This window comes from Corallococcus sp. CA053C (assembly GCF_003611675.1).
Classification (GTDB): domain Bacteria; phylum Myxococcota; class Myxococcia; order Myxococcales; family Myxococcaceae; genus Corallococcus.
Genome location: NZ_RAWA01000025.1, coordinates 1 through 24,695, shown reverse-complemented (window position 1 = coordinate 24,695; position 24,695 = coordinate 1). Strand labels below are relative to the sequence as shown.

Sequence of the window (24,695 nt, the reverse complement as noted above, 5' to 3'; positions counted from 1 at the left end):
AGGGGCGCGTGAGTGCCCTGCCTCCCCGCCTCGTGGACACCCTGCGCGCCGCCCGCGCCCGCCGGGGTGCGCTCCTCTCCGACGCCGCCACCACCGCCTTCCGCCTGCTGAACGGCGCCGGGGACGGCGTGCCCGACGTCACGGCGGACGTCTTCGGCGACGTCGTCGTGGTGAGCCTCTACCGAGACCTGTCCGACGCGGAGGAGGCCACGCTCCTCGACGCCGCAGCCGCCGCCTGGACGCCCCGGAGCGTCTATTTGAAGCGCCGCCCCCGCGAGGCCCGCGTGCTGGCCAACGTGGCGAAGGACGCGCTCGCGCCGGAGGTCGCCGCCCGGGGGGAGGACGTGGAGGACTTCATCGCGAAGGAGAACGGCCTCGCCTTCCACATCCGCCCGGGCCAGGGCCTCTCCGTGGGCCTCTACCTGGACATGCGCGACACGCGCGCGTGGCTCCAGGCCCAGGCCGCGGGCCTCACCGTGCTCAACCTCTTCGCGTACACCTGCGGCTTCGGCGTGGCGGCCACTGCGGGCGGCGCGAAGCGGGTGCTCAACCTGGACGCCAGCCGCCGCGTCCTCGAATGGGGTGAGGAGAACGCGCGCCTCAACGGCCAGGGCGTGGACCGCTACGACTACGTGGCGGGCGACGTCTTCGACTGGCTCCAGCGCCTCACGAAGAAGGGGGAGGCCTTCGACGTCGTGGTCGCGGACCCGCCGTCCTTCTCCACCACCCGCACGACGCGCTTCTCCGCCGCGCGGGACTACTCCCGGCTGGCGGAGGCGGCTTCCCGGGTGGTGGCCCCCGGGGGACGCCTGGTCGCCTGCTGCAACCTGGCGGGCCTCCCCGTGCGCCGCTTCGAGGCGATGGTGCTCGAAGGCGTGACGCGGGCGGGCAGGGGCGGGAAGACGGTGGGGTCGCTCGGTCCCTCGGGGCTCGACTTTCCGGCCCCTCCTGGCGAGGAACCGGCGCTCAAGGTGCACGTCGTCCAACTTCGTTAGCGCCTCCGGGCAGGGCGCGACTACATTGCCGCCATGGCTCCCGCTGCCTCTCCGCCCCCGCGCGACGCCGTCCGCTTTGGCAACTACCGGCTCATCGACCGGATCGCCGTGGGGGGCATGGCGGAGATCTTCCTCGCGCACCAGGTGAACGCTCGCGGTGACGAGACGCCCATCGTCATCAAGCGCATCCGCCCGCACCTGTCCAGGCACGCGGCCTTCGTGAAGATGTTCCTCAACGAAGCGCGGCTCGCGTCCCAGCTCAACCACCCCAACATCGTGCAGATCTTCGACCTGGGGAAGATCGTCGACAGCTACTTCATCGCCATGGAGTACGTGTCCGGCCGCGACATGCGCCGCATCGTGCCCAAGGCTGAGATGCTGGGGATTCCCTTCCCGCTTGTCTACGCGCTGAAGATCGCCTCCTGCGTGTGCGCGGGCCTGCACTACGCGCACCAGAAGAAGGACCTGCACGGCAACCCGCTCAACATCGTCCACCGCGACGTGACGCCGGAGAACATCGTCGTCGCGTTCGACGGCTCGGTGAAGGTGCTGGACTTCGGCATCGCCAAGGCCGCCAACCAGGTGGAGGAGACGCGCTCCGGGGAGATCAAGGGCAAGCTCAGCTACATGAGCCCGGAGCAGTGCCTGGGCCGGCCGCTGGACTGCCGCAGCGACATCTTCTCGCTGGGCACCGTGCTCTACGAGTGGCTCACCGGCTTCAAGCTCTTCACCGGCGAGTCCGACGTGGCCGTGATGCGCAGCATCACCGAGGCGAAGATCTACGCGCCGTCGTACTTCCGCGAGGACCTGCCGGAGCGCGTGGAGGCCATCCTGATGCGCGCCCTGGCCCGCGACCGCGAGCGCCGCTACGCCACGGCCGCGGACATGCAGCGCGACCTGGACGCCTTCCTGGACGCGTACGACTTCACGCCCACGCCGCTGCACCTGGCCAACTTCGTCAAGCAGCTCTTCGAGGACGAGCGCTCGCAGGAGCTGCGCCGCGTCTCCACCCGCCAGTCCTCCGCGCCCACCTCCGAGGAGGCGCTGGAGCTGGCGGAGGTCGTGGCGTCCGTGGACGGCCCGGACACGGAGGCCATGCGCCTGGACGACAGCGCCAGCACGGAGCCGCGCCTGCTCGCGCTGCCGCTGGACCCCGTGCTGTACGAGAAGCTGGAGGCGCAGGCGCGCAAGGCGAACGTCACCACCGCGAAGCTGGTGGCGGACCTGCTGGAGGGCTGGCTGAAGACGCGCTGACGCCGCGCCCCCGTCGCCAACACGCCATGCCCCGGTTGAAGCTGACGCTCGAGTACGAAGGCACGCGCTACGTGGGCTGGCAGACGCAGCCCAACGGCCCGTCCATCCAGTCCACGCTCCAGGACGCGCTGCTCAAGCTGCTGGACGAATCCGTGTTCGTGGCCTCCGCGGGGCGCACCGACTCCGGCGTGCACGCCACGGGGCAGGTGGCCTGCTTCGACACCGGGCGCGCGCTGCCCCTCAAGGCCTACACCATGGGCCTCAATGGCATCCTGCCGCCGGACATCGCCGTCGTGCACGCGGAGGAGGTGTCCCCGGACTTCGACCCGCGCCGCTGGTCGCGCGGCAAGCGCTACCGCTACCGGCTGAGCAACCGGCGCATGCGCTCGCCGCTGTTGCGCTCGACGCACTGGGAGGTGTTCGCCCCGCTGGACGTGGAGGCCATGCGCCGCGCGTCCCAGGCCCTGCTGGGCCGGCACGACTTCTCCGCGTTCCGCGCCGCGGACTGCCAGGCGAAGCACGCGGTGCGCGAGGTGCGGCAGGTGCGCGTGGAGGGCGTCTCCGGCGAGTCCCTGGCCGTCGTGGTGGAGGGCACCGCGTTCCTCAAGCACATGGTGCGCAACCTGGTGGGCACGCTGGTGGAGGTGGGCAAGGGCCGCCGCCCCGAGGCCTGGGTGGCCCAGGTGCTGGCGTCGCGGAACCGGAAGCTGGCGGGCGCCACCGCGCCGCCGCAGGGGCTGGTGCTGGAGGAGGTCTTCTACGGCGACGGCCCGCCTCCCCGCTCGTCGGGGGACGTGGCCGCCGTGGAAGAGGACGAAGGGTGAGAGTGCGCTAGGCTTTGGCCCCGTGAGCTCCAAACCCGGTGTCCTCGAGCCGTTGCGCGTCCGCGTCCGTCGCTTCCAGTTCATCGTCGGACTGGGCTTTCTGTCGCTGGTGCTGGGGGCGATGCTCAGCGTGTCGCTGGTGATCCGCCTGCAAGAACGGGTGAGCGCGCTGCCCTTCGACCTGGTGCGGCTGGGCGTGGCGGTGGTGCTGGAGAACCTGTGGATCCTCGCCGTGCTGCCGGTGCTCTGCTACGGGGCCTCGCGCATCGTCGCCCTGCGCCCGTGGAACACGGCCCTGGGCGCCGCGGCCACCGGCGGGCTGTTCGTCCTCGCGCTCAACTTCGTGCGCGACGGCACGGAGGGGCTCCTGGAGTGGAACCTGGGGACGGTGCTGCGCCTCGTGGCCTTCGCCGGAGGCATCCTGCTGAGCGCCCGCGCCATCCGTGCGGGCCGGGCCGCCGCCGAGCGCGGCTCCACGGCCGCCCAGGTGAAGGCCGAGGCGCGCAAGTCGGAGTACGACGAGTTCCTCAAGGCCGCCGAGGCGGACGGCGCGCGCCTGGAGCAGCGGGAGGGTGCCTCCGCGCAGGCTCCGGCAGCCGTGGCTCCGGAGGCCACGGCCCAGGCCGCGACTCCAGACGCCACGCCCGAGGGGACTTCCTCCCCCCCGGGCGAGGTGCCGAAGACGCCCGCGGCCTGAAGCGGGCCGCCGGCGAGCTACGGGGGCGCTACGGGTAGCAGGCCGCCTGGCGCAGGCCGGTGTCCTCGGGGAAGCCGAGCGCGACGTTGAAGTTCTGCAACGCCTGTCCGGCCATGCCCTTCACCAGGTTGTCGAGCGCGGCCATCACCGCCACGGAGCGGCCCTTCGTCGCCACGGAGATGTCGCAGAAGTTGCTGCCCGCGACGGCCGCCACGCGCGGCGTGCCCTCCACGATGCGCACGAACTTCGAGCCCTCGTAGTACCGGCGGTACTTCTCCGTCAGCGACTGCGTCACCACCGCGCCGCCGTGCTCCGGCCACTCGAACTGCACGGTGGCGAAGATGCCGCGCACCATGGGCGCCGAGTGCGGCACGAAGGCCAGCCGGTGCCGGGACGCCCCGTGCGCCACCAGCATCACCTCCACCTCCGCCTCGTGCTGGTGCTCCAGCGGCTTGTACGCACGGAAGTCGTGCGCGCGCGTCGGGTGGTGCGTGCCCTCGCCCGGCAGCGAGCCGGAGCCGGACGAGCCCGTCACGCCCGACACGGCCAGCAGCCCCAGCCCCGGCGTGGCCGCGATGGGCAGGAGCGCCAGCTGCACCGCCGTGGCGAAGCAGCCCGGGTTGGCGATGCGCCTGGCCGTCTTCACCTGCTCGCGCTTCCACTCCGTCAGGCCGTAGGTGAACGTGCCCAGCAGCTCCGGCGCGGGGTGCGGCCGGCCGTAGGCGCCCGCGTAGCGCCCCGGGTGGTCCAGGCGGAAGTCGGACGACAGGTCCACGAGCAACAGCCGCTCCGTGAGCCCGGCGTCCGCCCACTGCTTCTCCAGCTCGGAGAACTGCTTCGCCAGCTCCCCGTGCCCCAGCGCGCTGAACACGACGGGGTTGGGCGAGTCCTGGAGCCAGCGCCAGTCCGGCTCCGGCTCGAAGCGGCCTTCCACCAGCCCGCGCAGGTGCGGGTGCACCTTGTGGATGGGGGCCCCGGCGTGGTGCCGCGACACCACGCGGATGCCGGCCACGCCCGGGTGACCGGACAACAGCCGCAGCAGCTCACCGCCGCCGAAACCGGAGGCTCCCAGGATGTAGATGTGCGCCGGCGTCGTCATGACTTCCTCCCCGCGCCCAGCTTCGGCGCGAGCTTCTCCAGGATGAGGGTGCCCAGGGCGTTGGGATCCGCGCGCGCGTTGCGAGCGGGCAGCCCCACCACCTGCTCCACGAAGCGCACGCCCACCGCGTTGTCCGTGGCGGGGCCTGCGACCATGTCCATCTCGATGCCGTACACCTCGCGCAGGTGCCGCACGCCGCCGGCCGCGCCCACCGGGTCATTGGCGCAGAGGATGAACGCTCCGCCCAGCGCCTTGAGCTCCGGATCCGCGAGGATGGCCTGCACGCCGTACTCGCCCATGATGCCGTCGCCCGTCTCCGCGACGATGACGTCCACGTCGTGGGCCATCATCTCCGAGAAGACGGTGCGCGCGACCTTGGAGGCCGTGCGCGCGCCGGTGCAGACGATGCCCGCGTCCGTGAAGTCCATCACCACGTCCGCGCCGCTGTCCTGCATGGCCAGGGTGTCGCGCATCAGCGACACGCCGGTGAGCTTGGCGCCGCCCACGCGGTAGCCCGCCTGGGCCAGCCTGCGCACCACGACGCTGGCCGCGTACGTCTTGCCCGCGTTCATGCAGGTGCCCACCACGTACACCACCGGCACGGTCACCGCCTTCGACGTGCCCTTGAGCGCGCCGGTGGAGATGTGCGCGTGCTGGCCCTCGCGCGACTGGAACTCCGGGAACGTCAGCACCTGGCCCAGCACCTCGGCTTCGAAGGGCAGGCCCACGCCCGGGTTGTGCGACGTGCACTGCCCGATGACGCCGCCCATGTTGAGCACATGGAGCTTGTCGCCCACCTTCACGGAGGCCGGCACCACGCCCTCGTAGCCGTGCAGGGCGTTGCGGTGGCCCAGCGCGCCCACGACGATGTCGCCCGCGTGCAACGTGACGAGCCGTCCGTTCACGTCCTCCAGCTGGTTGTAGACGCTCTTCTCCCCGTGGATGCGCACCGCGATGACGGCGCCCTCTTCGCACTTCACGTCCTCCGTGAGGTGCGCCGTGCGGCCCACCTGGAGGTTGCGCGTGACACTGCCTACCTTGTCGACGTGGATCTTCATGTCACTTCGCTTTCTGCGAGAGCATCTGCGCGACGCCGTAGAGCTTGGCGAACCCCGCCGCTTCCGTCCCCGTCCACAACACGTTGGCCTCTCCGTACGTCGCCACCTTCGCGTCCATCAGCGAGTGCGGCGAACGCACGCCTTCCACGACGTGGGCGCGCGGGGTGAGCACCAGCTTCACCTCGCCCGTCACGCGGTCCTGCGAGGAGGCGAGGAACGCCTCCAGGTCCTTCACCAGCGGGTCGAAGAAGTGCCCCTCGTGCAGGAGCGACCCGTACAGGTTGCCCACCGTCTCCTTCCAGAAGAGCTGCTTGCCCGACAGCACCAGCTTCTCCAGCTCGCGGTGCGACGCGATGAGCAGGTGCGCCGCGGGCGCCTCGAAGCCCACGCGGCCCTTGATGCCCAGGATGGTGTCACCCAGGTGCACGCCCCGGCCAATGCCGTACGGACGCCCCAGCGCGTTCAACGCCTCCACCACCGCGACGGGCGTCATCGCCTTGCCGTCCAGCGCCACCGGCACGCCCTTCTCGTACGCCACCACCAGTGGGCGGGGCTTCAGATCGGTGGGGATCTCTCCACCGGGGAAGGCCGCCTCGGGCAGGGTGCTCCACGAGTCCAGCGTCTCGCGGCCACCCACGGACGTGCCCCACATGCCTTCATTCACGGAGTACGCGCCCAGCTTCGCGGGCAGGTGCACGCCGCGCTCCGCGAGGAAGTCCAGCTCCTGCTTCCGGGAGAGCGCGAGGTCGCGGATGGGGGTGATGAGCTGCAGCTGCGGCGCGAGCGTGCGGAAGGCCACGTCGAAGCGGACCTGATCATTGCCCGCGCCGGTGCTGCCGTGGGCCACGGCCTGCACGCCCAGCTTCTCCGCCATGCGCACGGCCTCCACGGCCTGGCAGGCGCGCTCGGCGGAGACGCTCAGCGGGTAGACCTGACCGCGCAGCACGTTGCCGGCGATGAGGAAGCGCAGGTAGCCCTGGAACAGGGTGTCGCGCGCGTCCACCGTGTGGTGCGCCACCGCGCCCAGCTTCAGCGCCAGGGCCTGGATGCGCTCCAGCTGTTCGGGCGGGAAGCCACCCGTGTCCACGGTGACGGTGGTGACGTCCCAGCCCTGCTCGCGCAGGTACACCGTGCAGAAGGCGGTATCGAGTCCACCGGAGAACGCCAGCACCACGGACTTCTTGCTCATGCTCAGGACTCCTGTTGCTTCAAAAAGGGGTGGAGAAGGGAAGGGGACTTCAGACGTCCCAGACGCGCCCGGCGCTCTGGAGCTGCTCGGCGTGGGCGCGCGTGAGCCAGTCCCGCGCGTCCGCCAGCTCCTCGCGCACGGCGGGCAGCCCCAGGTTGCCGGCGCCGCCCAGGTGGGTGGCCGTCAGCGCGCCGCGGTCCGGCTGGAAGGTGCCGTCGTTCAGCTGGCGGCCCACCTCGCGGTACGCGTCGCGGAAGGGCAGCCCCTTGGCCACGAGCGCGTAGGCGTGGTGCGCGGCGTAGAGCGTGTCGTCGCACGCCGCGCGCGCCTTGTCCGCGTTCACCTTCAGCGCCGGCACCAGCCGCGCGAGCACCTCCAGGAGCGCCTTCGCGCTGGTGACGGCCTGGAAGGTGGGGCGCTTCAGCAGCTGGAAGTCACGGTGGTAGCTGGAGGGCAGGCCGCCCGCGACCGCCTCCACCTGATGCATGAACCCCCGCAGCTCGCGGCAGCGGCCTCGCGCCAGCTCCACGACGTCCGGGTTCTTCTTCTGCGGCATGATGGACGAGCCCGTGGTGAAGGCATCCGGCAGGGCCAGGAAGCCGAACTCGTCCATGCTGTAGAGCTGCACGTCCCACAGCCACTTCTCCAGAGTGCCCGCCACCGAGCACGCCCAGGTGAGCAGCGCCGTCTCATGCCGCCCCCGACTGTCCTGCGCGTCGATGGGGCTGCGTTGGACCCGCGTGAAACCGAGCAGCCGCGCGACATATTCACGATCAATCGGAAGCGGCACGCCGAAGCCCGCCGCCGCGCCCAGCGGACAGCGATCAAGCCGGCCCCACACGCCCTTGAGCGCCTCCAGCTCCTCCAGCAGCCCTTCGGCGAACGCCACGCCCCACAGGCCGAAGGTGGACGGCATGGCCCGGCGCAGGTGCGTGTAGCCAGGCAGGGGCAGGGTCGCGTGCGCTTCCGCGAAGTCGAGGAACGTGCCGGCCAGCTCCGCCGTGCGCGCGCCCAGCGCGAGCAGCTCCTCGCGCAGGTACAGGCGCAGGGCGAGCAGCACCTGATCATTGCGCGAGCGAGCCAGGTGGATGCGCTTGCCCGCCTCGCCGGTGCGCTCCACGAGCGCCGCCTCCAGCGCGGTGTGGCCGTCCTCCTGCTCCGGGCGGATGACGAAGCGGCCCGCGCGGGCCTCGTCGTGCAGCGCGTGCAGCGCGGTGACGAGCGACCGAGCGGCCTCTGGCGTCAGCAGTCCCACGTGCGCGAGCATGCGAGCGTGCGCGGCGCTGCCCAGCGCGTCGTGCGCCACGAGCGACAGGTCCACCACCGGATCATCGCCCACGGTGAAGGCGTGGATGGCCGCGTCCAGCGGCTGGCCCTTGCCCCACAATGTCTCAGCCACGCGCCACCTCCTCGGCATAGCCGTGCAGCAGTCGTCGGTAGAACGCGAGCCCTGCCTCCAGCTCCGCGCGCGTGAGGTACTCGTTCGCCTGATGGCTTCGCAGCGTGTCGCCCGGCCCCACCTTCACCGCCGGCACCTCGCCCAGGAACGCCCAGTCGGACGTGGTGCTGGAGCCCACCGTCGCTTCACCCGACGCCGCCACCGCCGCGCGCACCAGCGGGTGGCCCGCGTCCGTGCCCTTGGGCAGGTAGCGCGCCGAGTGCACCACCACCTGGCTCTCCAGCGCCGCGCCCACTTGTTCCGCCACCTTCGCGTGGTCCATGCCCGGCGTGGTGCGCAGGTCCACGAAGAACTCGCACCGGTCCGGCACCTGGTTGCGCGAAAGCCCTCCGGACACCTGCGTCACCTGCGCCCGCGCCTCACCCAGCAGCGGGTGCGCGGGAAAGCGCAGCGCGGACACGGCCTGGATGTCCCGGGCCGCCTTGAGGATGGCGTTCTCCAGGCCGTGCGCGTGCGCGACGTGGCCGGACTTGCCGTGCGCCACGCAGCGCAGGAGCAGCATGCCCCGCTGCGCCGTGCAGGGCTTGAGCGACGTGGGCTCTCCCACGATGGCGGCGTCCAGCGGCCCCAGCGTGGACAACAGCGGCCCCAGCCCCTGGCCGCCCGTCTCCTCCTCGGCGGTGAGCGCGAAGACGCACTCGACGCCCTTCGGCGCCCCTTCGGTGAGGAGCGCCTTCGCGGTGAGGAGCATGGCGGTGACGCAGCCCTTGGCGTCGTTGGCGCCCAGGCCGTAGAGCGTGTCGTCCTTCCACACGGGCTCGTGCGGTTCGGTGTTCCACCCGGCGCACGGCTTCACCGTGTCCAGGTGCGAGTTGACGAGCACGCGCTTCGGGCCGCTGCCCACGCTGAACCAGACGTTGTGGCCCTGGCGGTGCACGCGGGCACCCCAGGACTCGGCCTGGCTCGCGACGAGGTCCGCGATGCGGGCCTCGTCTCCGGAGACGCTGGGCGTGGCGACCAGCCGGGTGAGCAGCTCGGAGGGGGTCAACCCTTGGCCCCGCCGTGCTTCACCGGGTGCTCGCGCACGACCATGGTGCCGCTGCCCTCGTTGGTGAAGACCTCCTCCAGGAGCGCGTCGGACTGCTTGCCGCTGACCAGGTGCACGCTGCCCACGCCGCCCACGAGCGCGTGGCGCATGGCGTGCGCCTTGGGCCGCATGCCGCCGGTGAGCCGGCCTTCGGCCTCCAGCGAGGCCAGGTCCGACAGCGTGGCGAGCGAGATGACGGACGACGGGTCGGAGACGTCCTTCAGCAGCCCCGGCACCTCCACCAGGAAGAAGAGCTTTTCTGCATGGAGCGCCGCCGCGATGGCCGCCGCCACGGTGTCCGCGTTGGTGTTGTAGACGGCGCCATCCTGGCCTCCGGACAGCGGGGCGATGACGGGCACGTAGTCCGCGGAGCGCAGGTGCTCCACGACGCGCGTGTCCACCGACTCGATGTCGCCCACGAGTCCGTAGTCCACCATGCGGCCGTGCGTCTCACCGGGCTCGGTGACCATGACGGGCGGGCGCCGGCGCGCCTTGATGAGGCCCGCGTCCACGCCGGACAGGCCCACGGCGGGCACGCCCGCGGCCTGGAGGTCCGCGAGCAGGTCCGTGTGCAGCTTGCCCGCGAGCACCATCTTCGCCGCGTCCAGCACGGGCGCGGAGGTGATGCGGCGGCCGGCGGCCTTTTCAATCGGCAGGTGCAGCGCGTCGCAGAGCGCGTCCAGCTCCGGCCCGCCGCCGTGCACCACGACGGGGCGGATGGAGAAGGCCCACAGCAGGGCGATCTGCTCGCACGCCGTCTTGCGCGTGCGCGGGTCGCTCAGCACTGCGCCGCCCAGCTTCACCACGAACGTCTTGCTGCGGAACTGCTTCACGTACTTCGCCGCGTTGCGGAGTGCGGCGTACGGATCAGGAGAAAGGGGCAAGGGGGACCTCTGGAAAAGTCGAAGAAGGAAGTGGAAGGGAAGGGCGGTGGGGCGTGGACTTCAGCCGCCGCGCATCCAGGCCAGGAGGGCGCGCTGCACGTGGAAGCGGTTGCCCGCCTCGTCCACGACGCGGCTGCTCGCGTGGTCCAGCACCTCGTCGGCGACCTCCACGTTGCGCCGCACCGGCAGGCAGTGGAGGAACGCCGCGTCCTTCGCGGCCTTCGCCATGAGGCGCCGCGTGGGCATCCACCCCGAGTACGACGCGAGCAGCGCCGCCACGTCCGCCGGCGAATTCGCCGTCTCCGCGGTGGGGCCCCAGGACTTCGCGTACACGGCGCGGCTGCCGACGAGCGCCTCGTCCTGGTCGTGCGTGTACGTGATGCTGCCGCCGGTGGCCTTGGCGTACGCCTCCGCCTCCGCGCGCACGGCCGGGTGCAGGTCGAAGCCCGGAGGATGCGCCACGCGCACCTCGCAGCCCGCGGCCGCCGCGGACAGGAGGAAGGAGTTGGGCACGGCCTTGGGCAGCGGCTTGATGTGCGGCGCCCAGGTGAGCGTCACCGGGAGCTTCTTGGTGCTGCCGAACGTCTCGCGCAGGGTGAGCGCGTCCGCCAGTCCCTGGCAGGGGTGCTCGCGCGCGGACTCCATGCTCACCACCGGCACGGTGGCCCACTGGCGGAAGGCGTTGATGACGGGGTCCGCCTCGTCCTCCTCGTCACCGCCGCCCTGGGAGAAGGTGCGGATGCCCAGCATGTCCACGAAGCGCGACAGCACCGGCGACGCTTCCTTGATGTGCTCCGCGCGGTCCGCGTTCATCACCGCGCCCGGGCGGTCCTCCAGCTTCCACACCCCGGAGCCCACGTCGAGCGCGATGGCGTGCCCACCCGCGCGCAGCATCACCGCCTCGAACGAGGTGCGCGTGCGCAGCGACGGGTTGAAGAACACCATGCCCAGGATCTTCCCGGGGAAGAGCGCGCCAGGGTCCTTCAGCTTCCACGCGGCCGCCTGCGAGAGGACCGCCTCGACGCCTTCCGGCCCCAGGTCCTGGATGCGGGTGACATGCTTCATGGGCTTCGTGCTCCCCCGGCCTCGCCGGATGGATGGGGACTGCTGAATATGCATTGAAATTCGTGCATATTCAGCGAGGAGGTGCGGATATTATGCAGAACGGCGCAGCGCGCAAGAACATTCATGGGGATTTTCATGCGCCTTGCGTGCGTATTCAGCCGCATGCAAGGTGACGCTGAATGAACCTGGACGAGGCCATCCTTCAGCTCATCTCCCAGCAGGAGATCATCGATCAGGCCGTGCTCCAAGAGCTGCTGGAGGAGGCGGGGCACGCGCCCAGCCAGTCCACGCTGTCGCGGCGGCTCAAGCGGTTGAGCGTGCAGAAGGTGAACGGGCGCTACCAGCGCGTGGAGCCGCTCCCGGTGGTGAAGCCGGCGGCGCCGCGCGTGTCCATCATCGAGGCGCCGCCCAACATGCTGGTGCTGAAGACGGCGCCCGGCTACGCGCAGATCTTCGGGCTGGCGTTGGACCGTGAGGAGGTGGAGGGGCTGGCGGGCACGGTGGCGGGCGACGACACCATCTTCATCGCGGTGAGAGACCCGTCGCGGCTCCAGGACGTGCGCGCGTCGGTGGAGCAGCTCATCCAGCGAGGCCCGTGAAGGGCACGCGCCGCACGAGCTCCCACGGGCCGCCCAGGTAGCGCCAGAGGAGCAGCGCGGGGGCGTGTCCGTCGAAGCTGTTCCAGCCCGCGCCCAGCTCCGCGAAGGCCGCTGTTGCCTCCTCCAGCGAGGCCTTGTTCATCAGCGTGACGTGGGGCCGGAAGGGCTGACGGTCCTGCGGCGTGAGCCACTCCGCGAAGGCGCGCGACAGCTCGCGGTGGGCGGCGTCGAGGCCCGGTGCCTCCACGTCCACCGCCATGCCGCGTCCCAGCCGCCGCAGCCTCCCGAAATGGAGCGCGGGGGCGCCGCGTCCGGCGGCGGCTTCGAGCGCGGCCTCCACGCTGGGGCGTTCGCGTGGAGGCAGGTGGTGGAAGAGGGAGACGTGCGCGGGGATGAGGTTGCGCTCGGGTGGGAAGTAGCGCCTGCGCAGACCGTCTAGCCGCGCGAAGCTCTCCGGATCCGCTTCGGCGGTGATGAGCAGCGGGGCTTCGGCGGGCGGGGGCATGGAGGAAGCTCGCGTTCGCCGAAGCCTGTCTGGATCAGCTCTTCTGCAGCGATGCGAAGTACTGCCGCACCGCTGCGTCGGCCGCCTCGCGGTACTGGGGGAGCTTGCTGCGATCCGCTTCGGCGAGCGCCTGCTTCAAGCGCGCCGCATCGAGGTCGTTGGTGTAGCAGGGGGTCCCGGGCTGCTGGCGCCAGGACTCCGCGGTGCCACCGACGTCGACGGCGTCGAAGCCGAGCTCTTCCACGAGCCGGAGCACCTTCGCCCGCGCCTCGGGGGGATCGCCCGCGACCGGCAGCGCGACGCGGCCCGGGGTACCCCTGGGCGCGGGCTTCTCCTGCAGGCTCTTGAAGTAGATGTTGTTGAAGACCTTGACGACCGGCCGACCGAGCTGTGCCGCGACCCACTCGCTTTCGAGCATGCCTCCCTCCACCTCCGGGATGCTTCCATCGCGGGCGGGGTAGTAGTTGCCCGTGTCGATGACGACGACCTCCTTCGGCACGTTCGCGAAGAGGTTCTTCGGCAGGTCGCGGACGGCCTTCTGGGGGATGGTCACGACGACGACCTCGACCCCCTTCACCGCGTCGGTGACGGTGACCGCCTTCGCGCCCGTCTCCGCCGCGAGCCCACGAAGCGTCTCCGGCCCGCGCGAGTTCGCGAGCAAGACCTCATGCCCGAGCTTGACCCAGTGCCGGGCGAGGGTGCCACCAATCGAGCCAGCGCCAATGATTCCAATCTTCATGCCGTGGTTCCTCCTGGGGGGCTCTGCCTAACGCCCTCGCCGGTGCGGGACCACGCCTTCCCTCGTGATTCCTGAGGTCCCCCGACGGAATTCTGAGAAGCGGCGCGCCCGCTCCCTTCGTCCTCCCGAGGAAATCCAACGGGTTCGCCGCTGGTACGGCCCGTGCTCCACGCGCCCGGCGCGGTCCGAAGCTCCGAGGGAGGAACTGTCATGTGGAAGTCAGGGGTGGTGCTGCTCATCGCCGGTGCGTGCGTGAGCGCTTGTGGGGGCGGTGGGGGCGGGGATGGCGAGAGGACGCAGAAGCGCATCGGGCAGGAGCTGGCGACGCTCACGCGCGCGAAGAGCTGTGACGACCTGCGCTCCACGCTGCGGCAACAGGCCATCGACCGGATGCACGAGGAGCTGGACGCGAAGCTCGCCATCGCGCTCGAAAGGCGGTCCGGGTTCTGCGAGTACCCCGTGATGGACGACGTCTCTTCGCCCCCTCCCAGTGGGGGCTCGTCCGGAGGCGCGAGCAGCACGTCCTCCACCAACAACCAGGTGGCGGGCGTGGACGAGCCGGACTTCATCAAGAACGACTCCCGCTACCTCTACGTGCTCGCGGACGGGAAGCTCAAGGTCGTGCAGGCGTGGCCCGCCGCCAGCTCACGAATCGTCGGCGCGCTGGCCATCGCGGGAACGCCCCGCAAGCTCGTGCTCGACGGCGACCGCGCGCTCGTCTTCTCCAGCGTGCCGTCGTCCGAGGGCGCAGGCCAGGACTGGCATCGGCAGGAGTGCACCTACGGCTACGACTGCGACTTCGTGGGGGACGGCACGCTCCTGCAGCTCACCTGGGTGGACCTGAAGGACCGCGCCCATCCGCAAGCCCTGCGGTCCGTGCGCTTCCAGGGTTCGTACATCACCGCGCGCCGCGTGGGCTCCGCCGTGCACACCGTCGTCACGTTCCCCGGCCCGAAGGTGCCCACGGTCGCGTCCTGGCCCCAGGACATCCTCTCCTGTGGCGACGACAAGACCTACTCGGAGAAGGAGATCCGCTCCGCCTTCGAGCGTCTGCGCGAGGAGAACCTGCGCATCCTCAAGTCCGAGGACTTCACGCTGCCGCTGCCCCGCTTCGTCGAGCAGACCGTGGGCGAAGGGGGGACCATTCCGCCGCTGCCGTATCCGCTCGCGGAGTGTGACAGCTTCTATGTGTCGCACGCGGGCGATCCCGCCTCGTTCCTGTCGCTCGTCTCCACCGACCTGGGCGCGCCCGACACGCTGAACGCCACGGTCGTGGTGGGCCGCCCGGGCGCCGTCTACTCCAACGGCGAGTCGCTCTACGTCTCCGCCCGGCACTCCGAGGACGCGACGTCGGGCGGCTGGTTCTTCCCCCGGGAGAGCGGCATCCCCGAGGCCAGTACCGTGCACCGCTTCTCCCTGTCCGCCGGGCCGCCCGCGTCCGAGTACCGGGGCAGCGCCGCGGTGAAGGGCCGCGTGCTCAATCAGTTCGCCATGGACGAGCACGCGGGGCACTTCCGCATCGCCACCACCACCGGCCACCTGCCGTCGCCGGACGTGCACAGCACCCTCACCGTGCTGGAGCCTCGCGACGGCGGGCTCGTGCAGGTGGGCCAGCTGGATCACCTGGCCCCCAGCGAGGACATCCGCTCCGCGCGCTTCGACGGTGAGCGCGGCTTCGTCGTCACGTTCAAGAAGACGGATCCGCTGTTCGTCCTGGACCTGAAGGACCCCGCGGCGCCGAAGGTCGCGGGCGAGCTGAAGATCCCCGGCTTCTCCACGTACATGCACCTGCTCGACGACAACCATCTCTTGAGCATCGGCTACGACGCGCAGGACATGGGCGACTTCGCCTGGTTCCAGGGCGTGCTGCTCCAGGTGTTCGACATCAGCACTCCCTCCGCGCCGACGCTCACGCACAAGACGGTCATCGGCACGCGCGGCTCCTCGTCCGAGGCCCTCACCCAGCACCTGGCGTTCAACTACTTCCGTGAGAAGCAGCTGCTCGCGCTCCCCATGGCGGTGTGCGAGCAGAGCGCGGGCGGCGGTAGCTATGGCGAGCAGCTCACCTTCAACGGGCTGATGGTGTACCGCGTGGCCGCCGACACCGGCTTCAACTACCTGGGAGGTGTGGCGCACACGCCCGCGAGCACGCCCGCCTTCCCGTCCCAGGGCGCGTGCTCCAACTGGTGGACGCAGGCGAGCACGTCCGTGAAGCGCAGCGTCTTCATGGAGGACTTCGTCTACTCGGTGGCCGAGGACAGCATCCACGTCGCGAACGTGGCGGCTCCGGGCACCGACGTCGCCGTGGTGCCGCTGGACTAAAGGGGGGCCTTCCGCCTGGGCCGTCCCATTCGCTAACGTGGCAGCGCGGTCGGGCTCTGGGGGCTGGCCGCGCTGCCATGGCGAACGTTCCTTCCGAGCTGGTCGCGGCCTTCCGTGGGGGCGCCGCGAGGCCCTTCTCCTCCGATGAGGAAGCGGGGCTCGCGCCCGTGCTCGCGGAGGTCCTGGCGCGCTGTGAGCAGGCCTGGCCCGGCGCGTGGCTTCCCTCCGGGGACTTCGCCGCGCACCTGGGGCGCCACACGCCCGCGGACGCACCTCCCGCGCAGTCCCTGGCCACGCTCTGCTGCGAGGACCTGTACCTCGCGCTGGCGGCGGTGGAGGGCCACCGGGCCGCGCTGGAGGCGCTGGACGCCACCGCGCTGGTGCCCGCCGGTCGCGCGGTGCGCCGCGTGGAGGACTCGAACGCGTTCGTGGACGAGGTGCTCCAGCTCACCCGCCTGCGGCTGCTGGTGGAGGACGGCACGCGCGTGCCACGCCTCAAGGAGTACGCGGGCCGGGGCTCGCTGCGGCGGTGGGCAGAGGCCGTGGCGCTGGGCGTGGCGCTGTCACTCAAGCGCAAGCCGGACCGGACGACGCCGCTGGATGACGCGGTGATCGCCGCGGACCTGGGGGCCGCGGATCCGGAGCTGGAGCACATCCGTCACCGCTACCGTCCGGCCTTCCGCGCCGCGTTCGCGGAGAGCCTGGCGGCGCTGTCCCCGCGCGACCGCAACCTGCTGCGCCTGGGGCTCGTGCAGGGCCTGGGCGTGGAGTCGCTGGGCGCGCTGCACCAGGTGCACGCCTCCACGGTGTCGCGGTGGATGGCGAAGGCCCGGAGCACGCTGCTGGAGCAGACCCGCGAGGGGCTGGCCCGGCGACTCGCGTTGAACACCTCGCAGCTGGAAAGCCTGCTGCGCGTGCTGGACGGCAACCTGGACGTCAGCATCGCGTCCCTGCTGAAGGAAGGCTGAGCCTGCCCATGCCCGAGTCCCCCTCCACGTCCCACCTGGAGGAGGTCGAGCTGCTCGACCTCGCGGACGGCATCCCGTCCCAGACCCTGCGCGCGCGCGCCGAGGTGCACCTGGATGCGTGCGCCACCTGCCGCGAGGCCCTGGCGGACTTCCTGCGCATCCGCGCAGCTCCCGCTCCAGACGTGCACGCCGCGCGCACGGAGGTGGTGTTGACGGAGGCCCCGGGGGCGCGGCTGTCCGCGTCGGGCATGCCGCTGCTCGCCCAGGGGACGCTGCTGGGCCGCTACGTGTTGCTGGAGCGGCTGGGCTCGGGCGGCATGGGCGTGGTCCACGCGGCCTATGATCCGAGCCTCGACCGGCGCATCGGACTGAAGCTGCTGCGCGCGCTGCCCTCGGCGGGCGGCTCCCAGGGGATGACGGAGCGGCTCTTGCGCGAGGCCCAGGCCGCCGCGCGCACCCGCCACCCGCATGTCGTCACCGTGCACGACGTGGGGACGTTCGGGCAGGTCGTCTTCATCGCGATGGAGCTGGTGGACGGCGGCAACCTGCGCGAGCACCTGCGGGCCCAGGCGCGGCCCTGGCGCGACGTCGTGCGGCTGTATCTCCAGGCAGGAAGGGGGCTCGCGGCGGCGCACGCGGCGGGGGTCGTGCACCGGGACTTCAAGCCGGACAACGTCCTCGTGGACAAGGAGGGACGCGCCCGCGTGACGGACTTCGGGCTGGCGCGCGTGGAGTCCGGAGCGGGTGTGTCGGAGAGCGCTGGAGCACCTGCGCTCCTGGGAACGGGCGACGTGACTCCGCGCCCGCAAGCGGTGGTCGCCGGCACGCCCGGCATCATCACGCCCGGGAGGCTCGGCACCGCCAGTGCTGGCACGCCCGGCCACATCGCGCCGCGGGTGTTGGGCACCGCCGTCGCGGGCACGCCCGGCTACATCGCGCCGGAGGTGCTCGCGGGAGCGCCCGCTGACGCGCGCTCGGATCAGTACGCGTTCTGCGTGTCGCTGTACGAAGGGCTGCACGGCCAGAAGCCTCCTTCCCTTGAACAGGGTGGACCGACGAACCGGGCCGCCGTGCCGCGCGCCGTGCACGCGCTGATCATTCGCGGCCTGTCGCCGGAGCCGGGAGCCCGCCATCCCTCCATGACGGCGCTGCTCGACGCGCTGGAGCGGGCGGCCTTCCCCGTGCTCAGCAAGAAGGTCGCGGTCGCCGGGGTGGGCGCGGGACTGCTCGCGGTCGCGGCCACGGTGTTCGCCGTGATGAGCACGCCTCCTTGCGCGGCGGATCCGCTGCGGCTCGTGGGCGTGTGGGACGCGGATCGCAAGGCGGCGCTGCTCAAGGCCTTCCAGGCCACGGGCGCGCCCGGCGCTGTCGCGGCGCACGAGGCCGCGGCCCGCGCGCTGGATGCCTACGCCGCCGCGTGGCACGACAGCCGCCGTCAGGCCTGCGAGGCCACCCGGGGACGCGGCAACCAGTCCGAAGCGGTGATGGACCTGCGCATGGGCTGCCTGGAGCGCCGCCGCCGCGAGCTGGGCGCGCTCACGGACGTGCTGCTCACCGCGGACCGGGACGGCGTCGCGAGCGCCCCGGAGACGGCGCAGGCCCTGAGCCCGCTGTCGCGCTGCGCGGATGTGGAGGCGCTCTCGCAACCGGTGCCGCCGCCCGACCGTCCCGAGGTCGCCGCCCGCGTGAAGGCCGCCTACGCGCGGCTGGACGAGGCGCGCGCCCGGCTGAGCGCGGACCGGTGGCAGGAGGCCGTGGACCGCGCGGGCCCGGTCGTCACCGAGGCGGAGGCCCTGGGCTACAAGCCGCTCCTGGGCGAGGCCCTGCTCGTCGAGGGCGAGGCCCGCGCCTTCCTGCGCGACGAGGCCGCCACCACGACGCTGCGCCGCGCGATGCTGGCGTCGCTCGCGGGCCGCGATGATCTGCACGCCACCGAGGCCGTGGTGCATCAGCTCTACATCGACGGGGAGGTCGCCCAGCGTCCGGAGCAGGCGAAGCTCCACGCCGAGGAGGCCCGGGCGCTCCTGGAGCGCTCGGGCGGCAACCCGGACCTGGAGGCCCAGTTGCTGGTGTACCAGGCCAGCTCGCTCGTGCAGCAGGGCCGTCCCGGGGACGCGCTGCCGCTGCTCCAGCAGGTCCTGTCCCTCCAGGAGCGGCTGTACGGCAGGGACTCGCCGCGCCTCGCCCGGGGGCTCCTGCTGATGGCCTCCGCCCTGCGACAGGCGGGCCGGGGGGAGGAGGCGCTCGTGCACAACCGGCGGACGCAGACGCTGCTGGAGGCGGCCTACGGCCCCGACCATCCGAAGGTCGCGATGGTGCTCAACAACCGGGGCAGCACGCTGGTGGAGCTGCGCCGCTACACGGAGGCGCGCGACTCCTTCCAGGAGAGCCTCCACCGCTACGAGCGCATGTACGGCCCGGGGCAGCCGGTGCGCTACGCCACGGGCCTGCGCGCGAACCTGGGCGCGGTGGCCTTCACCCTGGGCCACTACGACGAATCCGAGCGGCTGCAGCGCGAGGCCCTGGCGATGTACCAGAAGCACTTCCCGCCGGGTTCGGCCTACCGCGTGCGCACGGGCAACAACCTGACGCTGGTGCTGATCAACCAGGGCCGCATGCAGGAAGCGCTGAAGCTCATCGAACAGATGGAGGCGGAGCGGGAGGCGGCCACGGCGGACGGCCGCAGGGATCCGGTGTTCGCGCAGCCGCCGCTCAACGCCACGGAGGTGCACCTGCGCATGGGCCACCCCGACCTGGCCGTGGCGTCCGCGAAGCGCGCGGTGGCGCTCCTCCGGGAGATGGGCGCGGAGGCCGACCTGAGCTACGCCCTGCGCAACCTGGCCGGCGCGCTCTCCCGTGCCGGGCAGCTCTCCGAGGGCTGGCGCGTGGCGCAGGAGGCGCTGAGCGTGCACCACAAGCTCGCGGGCGCGGACGTCCCGCCCCTCCCCGAGCTGGGGCAGACCCTGGGCGAACTGGCGCTGGAGCGCGGCGACGCGGAAGGGGCCTGCCGGTGGCTGGGCGCGGCCCTGACGCAGTGGGAGGCCACGGAGGCCCCGCCGCTGGAATTGGCCGTCATCCGCTACTCCCTGGCGCGCGCCCTGCGCCAGGCCCACCGCGAGCCAGAGCGTGCGCGCGCGCTCGTCACCGCCGCCCGCGACGCCGTGCTCCCCACCGCCGAGCCCCGGCTCCTGAAGGTTTCCGAACTGGACGCCTTCCTTCGCGAGCACTGAGGACTGCTAGGGTGTCGCCCCCTATGCGAACCCTCGTCGGACTGACCGCTTCGGGATGGACCGAGAAGGCCCGGTGGGCCCTCGATCACCACCGCGTGGCCTACCGCTTCCACAACTACGTCCCCCTCATCCAGGAGCGCTGGCTGCGCAAGCACGTGGCGCCCGGCGTGAAGGCGTCGGTGCCGCTGCTCATCGACCCGCCCGGCGCGTCCACGCACGGCTCCTTCGCCATCGCGAAGCGCGCGGAGGAGCTGGGACAGGGCAGTTCCCTGTTTCCGCCAGAGCACCTCGCGGCCATCGACCGCTGGGAAGAGCTGAGCGAGAAGGTGCTGGACGTGGCGCGCACCTACGCGATGCCGCGCATGCTCGCCAGCAACGGCGCGCAGGCGGAGGCGCTGCCGAAGTTCGTGCCGCGCGCGCTGCGCGGCCTGTTCGCGCCCACGGCCCGGATGGGCATGCGCTTCGTCATGCGCAAGCACCAGGTGCCGGAGAGCACCGAGGCGCTCATCGAATCCACCGTCGTCCCCGCGCTGGAGAAGCTGCGCGCGGCGCTGGGCGGCCGGCCCTACCTGGAGGGCACCTTCACCTATGCGGACATCACCGCCGCGATGATGGTCGTGTTCCTGGGCCCTCCGGAGGACCGGCACCTGCCCATGGGCCCCGCCACCCGCGCGGTGTGGACCCACGAGGGGCTCGTCGCCCGCTTCCCGGACCTCCTCGCCTGGCGCAACACGCTCTACGACCAGCACCGCCGCAGCTGAGCGGAGACGCAAAACGGGCCGCCCTCCTGGAGTGGAGGACGGCCCGTCCCGTGCTTCAGCGTCGCAGGGCCTGGCGTCAGGCCGACTGCTTCACGCCCTTCGAGTTGTCCACCAGCACCTTGGCGAAGGTGAGCCCGTCGGGGCCCGCGTCCGCCTGGATGGTCTCTCCCGGCGCGAACTCGCCGCTCAGGACCTTGAGCGCGAGCGGATCCAACAGGTACTTCTGCACGGCCCGCTTCAGCGGCCGGGCGCCGTACGTCGGGTCGTACCCGCGCTCCGCCAACAGCTCCCGCGCGCCGTCCGTGAGCTCCAGCGCCAGCCGCTTGCCCTGGAGCAGCTTCTGGAGCTTCGCCAGCTGGATGTCGACGATGCGGTAGATGTCCTTGCGCCGCAGCGGCTCGAAGACGACGACCTCGTCCACGCGGTTGAGGAACTCCGGGCGGAAGTGTCCGCGCAGGGCGTCCATCACCTCGGCGCGCGTCTTCTCGTTGAGCACCTCCGTGCCCGCCATGCCGTCCTGGATGGCCTGCGAGCCGATGTTGGACGTGAGGATGAGCACCGAGTTGCGGAAGTCCACCGTGCGGCCCTGGCTGTCCGTCACCCGGCCCTCGTCGAGGATCTGCAGCAGGATGTTGAACACGTCGTGGTGCGCCTTCTCGATCTCATCGAAGAGCACCACCGTGTACGGCCTGCGGCGCACGGCCTCCGTGAGCTGGCCGCCCTCCTCGTAGCCCACGTAGCCCGGGGGCGCGCCCACGAGCCGCGACACCGCGTGCTTCTCCATGTACTCGGACATATCGATGCGGACCATCGCCGTGTCGTCGTCGAAGAGGAACTCCGCCAGCGCCTTCGCCGTCTCCGTCTTGCCCACGCCCGTGGGGCCCAGGAAGATGAACGAACCGATGGGCCGGTTCGGATCCTGCAACCCGCTGCGTGCGCGGCGCACGGCGTTGGACACGGCCTCAATGGCGCTGCGCTGACCAATCACCCGCTGCGCCAGCCGCTCCTCCATGTGCACCAGCTTCTGCATTTCGCCTTCCAGCAGCCGGGAGACGGGGATGCCCGTCCACTTGGCTACCACGGAGGCGATGTCCTCGGAGTCCACTTCCTCCTTGAGGAACTTCTGGTGCTTCTGCAGCTCCGCCAGCTTCGCGTTCTGCGCGCTGACTTCCTTCTCCAGCGAGGGGATGACGCCGAACTTCAGCTCCGCGGCGCGGTTCAGGTCGCCCTGACGCTCGGCCGCCGCCTGGTCGTTGCGCGCCTTCTCCTGCTTCTCCTTGAGCGTGCGCAGCGCGGCGATGGACTTCTTCTCCTCGTCCCAGTGCGCCTTCAACGTATTGAACTTCTCGTTCAGGTTCGCGAGCTCCTTCTCGATGGTGGCCAGGCGCTCGCGCGAGTGCGGGTCGGTTTCCTTGCGCAGGCCCTCGCGCTCAATCTCCAGCTGCGTCACCTTGCGGCGGATGTCGTCGATCTCCGTGGGCATGGAGTCGATTTCGATGCGCAGGCGGCTGGACGCTTCGTCGACGAGGTCGATGGCCTTGTCCGGCAGGAAGCGGTCCGCGATGTAGCGGTGGCTGAGCGTGGCCGCCGCGACGAGCGCGCTGTCCTGGATGCGCACGCCGTGGTGGACCTCGTAGCGCTCCTTGAGGCCGCGCAGGATGCTGATGGTGTCGTGCACGGACGGCTCGCCCACGAACACCGGCTGGAAGCGGCGCTCCAGCGCGGCGTCCTTTTCGATGTGCTTGCGGTACTCGTCCAGCGTCGTCGCGCCAATGCAGTGCAGCTCTCCGCGCGCGAGCGCCGGCTTGAGCATGTTGCCCGCGTCCATGGCGCCCTCGGCCTTCCCGGCGCCCACGAGCGTGTGCATCTCGTCGATGAAGAGGACGATCTCCCCGGCCGCGTCGGACACCTCCTTGAGCACGGCCTTGAGGCGCTCCTCGAACTCGCCGCGGTACTTCGCGCCGGCCACCATCGCCCCCAGGTCCAGGGTGATGAGGCGCTTGTTCTTCAGGCCCTCGGGCACGTCGCCGTCCACGATGCGGCGGGCGAGCCCCTCCGCGATGGCCGTCTTGCCCACGCCCGGCTCACCGATGAGCACCGGGTTGTTCTTGGTGCGGCGGCTGAGCACCTGGATGCAGCGGCGGATCTCCTCGTCGCGGCCGATGACGGGGTCCAACTTCCCGGAGCGCGCGGCCTCCGTGAGGTCGCGGCCGTACTTCTCCAGCGCCTGGTAGGTGGACTCCGCGTCCGCGCTCGTCACGCGCCCGGAGCCGCGCACTTCCTTCAGGCCCGCCTGCACGCGCTCGCGCGTCACGCCCGAGGACTTCATCGCCTCGCCCACCGCGCCCTTGTCCTGCGTCAGGGCGAGCAGCAGGTGTTCGGAGGAGGTGAACTCGTCCTTGAGCGACTTGGCCTCGTCCTCGGCCTTGTCGAACGTCTTCATCAGGCGCTGGCTGAGCATGGCGCTCTCGCCGCCCTGCATCTTGGGAAGCTTCTGGAGCGCCTCACCCAGGCGCCCCGCGAACAGCTTCACGTCCACGCCAATCTTGCGCAGAAGGGGCTCGACGAGGCCGTCCTTCTGCCCCAGCAGCGCCGTGGCCAGGTGCTCCGGCTCGTAGTGGGGATTGTCGGCCCGGCGGGCGAGGGACTGACCCTCTTGGATCGCCTCTTGTGCCTTCACCGTGTATTTGTCGAGTCGCATGCCTTGAACGTAAGAGCCATGACCCCCTTGGCAAGACGACACGGCGGGTGCGTGTTCCGATTTTCGCGGAATACTTTGAGCTGCTGGAAGCAGCCGGGCTTTCGTGGTGCCGAAGTTGCCATCGGGTAGGGGGGTCGGCTATAGGCGGCGCCCATCACTGGGGGCTTCACTCTGGACGCGCACGGCGGCTATCTCGTTCGACTCGACACCTTCTCCGGGCTGGCGCTGGTGCGTCTGGCCCGGGAGGCCCTGTCGATGGACAGCGCCCCGGGAGCCACGGCCCTGCGCGTCACCATCAACCGCCGCCGCAAGGTGGTGCGCCTGTCCTTCCTGGGGCCCTTCTCCCAGGGACGTCCCGGCGCCCACTGGTACGCCGCCCACCACGCGCTGGCCCGGCTGCTGTCCGCCGCCGCCAACGCCACCGTGCACGCCTACGTCTACGACGCGGACGAGGGCGAGGAAGTCATCGCCTACGGCAATGGCCGCCGTGTGGGTGGGGAGAAGGTGGTGTACGAGGACGCGGAGCTGCCGTGTCCCCTGGACGAGCTGGACGACGAGGCCTTCGGTCGGCTCCAGTCGCGCTGGCCCATGGGGCACCTGGCGTACGTGTTCGGTCTCACCCGGGACGAGCTGCTGCGCATCCCCCATGCCCCGCTGGCCCGCGTGCTGCCCCTGGAGGGCACCCACGGCGGCACGGAGGCCGAGGCGATGGCGGCCCTGGAGGCCCTGCTCCTGGGCCCCGCGCTGCCCCGCGCCGTGACGGACGCGGGCTGAGGCACCGGGCGGCGGGACGGTCCTTCGCCGCGCCGCGTCAGATTCTCAGGGGTCTTCGGTGGGGCCGTCGAGCGTGACGATGGCCTCGCGTACGTGCTCGCTGCGGAAGTACTGCGCGAGCACGGCGAAGGCGCCGGCCACGAGCACCGTCGGCAGCACGGCGCTGACGGTCATCAGGGACGGGACGAGGGCGCGCAGCTGGTCCGCGGCCATGGGGTCCTGGAACTCCGGCAGGCCCTTGAGCCCCTCCACCATGGCCTGGCTGGTGTGGCGGGCCACCACGGTCCACTGGGCCCCGTCGATGGTGCGCATCAGGGCCGCGAAGATGCCCGCGCCGCCCAGGAGCTGCCGGAAGCCGTCCCGGTGGATGCCCTCCGGGGAGCGGAGCATGCGGCTGGAGGCGAAGAAGAGCAGGGTGCAGGCGACCGTGAGCCCCGACAGCACCAGCGCGCGCGACTCGCGCATGGGGGAGAGGGCGGACAGCTGCGCCTCCATGATGGCCTGGGTGACGGCGGGGTCCTTGCCCAGGAGGGCCAGGGTGGGCG

Annotated in this window: 20 protein-coding genes and 1 pseudogene; 10 read left to right on the top strand and 11 right to left on the bottom strand. The window is 71.3% G+C overall.

Annotated features, from left to right (window positions below; genetic code table 11):
- The first annotated feature begins 8 nt into the window (after positions 1-8).
- From D7V97_RS05610 to D7V97_RS05595, 4 genes are read left to right on the top strand one after another with little or no spacing between them, the layout of a single operon-like run.
- Complete coding sequence (locus tag D7V97_RS05610; RefSeq protein WP_120609554.1) at positions 9-995, top strand: class I SAM-dependent rRNA methyltransferase; 987 nt, start codon at positions 9-11, stop codon at positions 993-995.
- A gap of 33 nt (positions 996-1,028) precedes the next feature.
- Entirely contained in the window at positions 1,029-2,249 is a 1,221-nt protein-coding gene (locus D7V97_RS05605) for a serine/threonine-protein kinase (RefSeq protein WP_120609553.1), read from the top strand.
- Positions 2,250-2,275: 26 nt separating this feature from the next.
- Complete coding sequence (truA, locus tag D7V97_RS05600) at positions 2,276-3,073, top strand: tRNA pseudouridine(38-40) synthase TruA (RefSeq protein WP_120609552.1); 798 nt, start codon at positions 2,276-2,278, stop codon at positions 3,071-3,073.
- A 22-nt stretch (positions 3,074-3,095) separates the two neighbouring features.
- Positions 3,096-3,770, top strand: coding sequence for a hypothetical protein (locus tag D7V97_RS05595; protein WP_120609551.1), 675 nt, complete (start codon positions 3,096-3,098; stop codon positions 3,768-3,770).
- Positions 3,771-3,798: 28 nt separating this feature from the next.
- Here D7V97_RS05595 and argC read toward each other — a convergent pair whose 3' ends face one another.
- From argC to D7V97_RS05560, 7 genes are read right to left on the bottom strand one after another with little or no spacing between them, the layout of a single operon-like run.
- Positions 3,799-4,869, bottom strand: coding sequence for an N-acetyl-gamma-glutamyl-phosphate reductase (gene argC, locus D7V97_RS05590; protein ID WP_120609550.1), 1,071 nt, complete (start codon positions 4,867-4,869; stop codon positions 3,799-3,801).
- The gene (locus tag D7V97_RS05585; protein WP_120609549.1) at positions 4,866-5,927 is read right to left on the bottom strand and encodes a hypothetical protein; all 1,062 of its coding nucleotides are present in this window, start codon (positions 5,925-5,927) and stop codon (positions 4,866-4,868) included. The genes argC and D7V97_RS05585 overlap by 4 nt, the downstream gene beginning before the upstream one ends.
- A gap of 1 nt (position 5,928) precedes the next feature.
- Positions 5,929-7,116, bottom strand: coding sequence for an argininosuccinate synthase (gene argG / locus D7V97_RS05580; RefSeq protein WP_120609548.1), 1,188 nt, complete (start codon positions 7,114-7,116; stop codon positions 5,929-5,931).
- A 49-nt stretch (positions 7,117-7,165) separates the two neighbouring features.
- The gene (gene argH, locus D7V97_RS05575) at positions 7,166-8,515 is read right to left on the bottom strand and encodes an argininosuccinate lyase (protein ID WP_199728713.1); all 1,350 of its coding nucleotides are present in this window, start codon (positions 8,513-8,515) and stop codon (positions 7,166-7,168) included.
- A complete protein-coding gene (locus D7V97_RS05570) occupies positions 8,508-9,563 on the bottom strand; it encodes a M20/M25/M40 family metallo-hydrolase (RefSeq protein ID WP_120609546.1) in 1,056 nt (351 codons plus the stop codon). Before D7V97_RS05570 ends, argH begins: the two co-directional genes overlap by 8 nt.
- The gene (gene argB / locus D7V97_RS05565; RefSeq protein ID WP_120609545.1) at positions 9,560-10,486 is read right to left on the bottom strand and encodes an acetylglutamate kinase; all 927 of its coding nucleotides are present in this window, start codon (positions 10,484-10,486) and stop codon (positions 9,560-9,562) included. The genes D7V97_RS05570 and argB overlap by 4 nt, the downstream gene beginning before the upstream one ends.
- Before the next feature lie 60 nt (positions 10,487-10,546).
- A complete protein-coding gene (locus D7V97_RS05560; RefSeq protein ID WP_120609544.1) occupies positions 10,547-11,551 on the bottom strand; it encodes an N-acetylornithine carbamoyltransferase in 1,005 nt (334 codons plus the stop codon).
- A gap of 179 nt (positions 11,552-11,730) precedes the next feature.
- Here D7V97_RS05560 and D7V97_RS05555 point away from each other — a divergent pair, with 179 nt between their 5' ends.
- Positions 11,731-12,150, top strand: a complete 420-nt coding sequence (locus tag D7V97_RS05555; RefSeq protein ID WP_120609543.1) for an arginine repressor — start codon at positions 11,731-11,733, stop codon at positions 12,148-12,150.
- Here D7V97_RS05555 and D7V97_RS05550 read toward each other — a convergent pair.
- Complete coding sequence (locus D7V97_RS05550; RefSeq protein ID WP_120609542.1) at positions 12,131-12,655, bottom strand: 2'-5' RNA ligase family protein; 525 nt, start codon at positions 12,653-12,655, stop codon at positions 12,131-12,133. The two genes, D7V97_RS05555 and D7V97_RS05550, sit on opposite strands and share 20 nt — an antisense overlap.
- 34 nt (positions 12,656-12,689) lie before the next feature.
- Positions 12,690-13,406 (bottom strand): annotated as a pseudogene (locus D7V97_RS05545) (NADPH-dependent F420 reductase); the annotation flags it as partial.
- Between the two features lie 198 nt (positions 13,407-13,604).
- Between D7V97_RS05545 and D7V97_RS05540 the strand changes: the two are divergent.
- The 4 genes from D7V97_RS05540 (at position 13,605) to D7V97_RS05525 (ending at position 20,675) form a co-directional block, all read left to right on the top strand.
- The gene (locus D7V97_RS05540; RefSeq protein WP_120609540.1) at positions 13,605-15,716 is read left to right on the top strand and encodes a beta-propeller domain-containing protein; all 2,112 of its coding nucleotides are present in this window, start codon (positions 13,605-13,607) and stop codon (positions 15,714-15,716) included.
- Between the two features lie 77 nt (positions 15,717-15,793).
- Positions 15,794-16,684, top strand: a complete 891-nt coding sequence (locus tag D7V97_RS05535) for a sigma-70 family RNA polymerase sigma factor (protein WP_120609539.1) — start codon at positions 15,794-15,796, stop codon at positions 16,682-16,684.
- Positions 16,685-16,692: 8 nt separating this feature from the next.
- Positions 16,693-19,914 (top strand): serine/threonine-protein kinase, encoded by a 3,222-nt coding sequence (locus D7V97_RS05530; RefSeq protein ID WP_120609538.1) that lies wholly within the window; start codon positions 16,693-16,695, stop codon positions 19,912-19,914.
- 23 nt (positions 19,915-19,937) lie between these two features.
- Positions 19,938-20,675: a glutathione S-transferase N-terminal domain-containing protein gene (locus tag D7V97_RS05525; protein ID WP_120609537.1), complete on the top strand. Its 738-nt coding sequence runs from the start codon at positions 19,938-19,940 to the stop codon at positions 20,673-20,675.
- A gap of 76 nt (positions 20,676-20,751) precedes the next feature.
- Here the strand turns inward: D7V97_RS05525 and clpB are convergent, their stop codons facing one another.
- Positions 20,752-23,376 carry an ATP-dependent chaperone ClpB gene (clpB, locus tag D7V97_RS05520; RefSeq protein WP_120609536.1) on the bottom strand — a complete coding sequence of 875 codons (2,625 nt, stop codon included), beginning with the start codon at positions 23,374-23,376 and terminating at the stop codon, positions 20,752-20,754.
- Between the two features lie 228 nt (positions 23,377-23,604).
- Here clpB and D7V97_RS05515 point away from each other — a divergent pair, with 228 nt between their 5' ends.
- A complete protein-coding gene (locus D7V97_RS05515; RefSeq protein WP_233582529.1) occupies positions 23,605-24,150 on the top strand; it encodes a hypothetical protein in 546 nt (181 codons plus the stop codon).
- Positions 24,151-24,195: 45 nt separating this feature from the next.
- Here the strand turns inward: D7V97_RS05515 and D7V97_RS44530 are convergent.
- Positions 24,196-24,695, bottom strand: a 500-nt coding sequence (locus D7V97_RS44530) for a hypothetical protein (RefSeq protein ID WP_120609535.1), incomplete at its 5' end; no start/stop codon positions are given.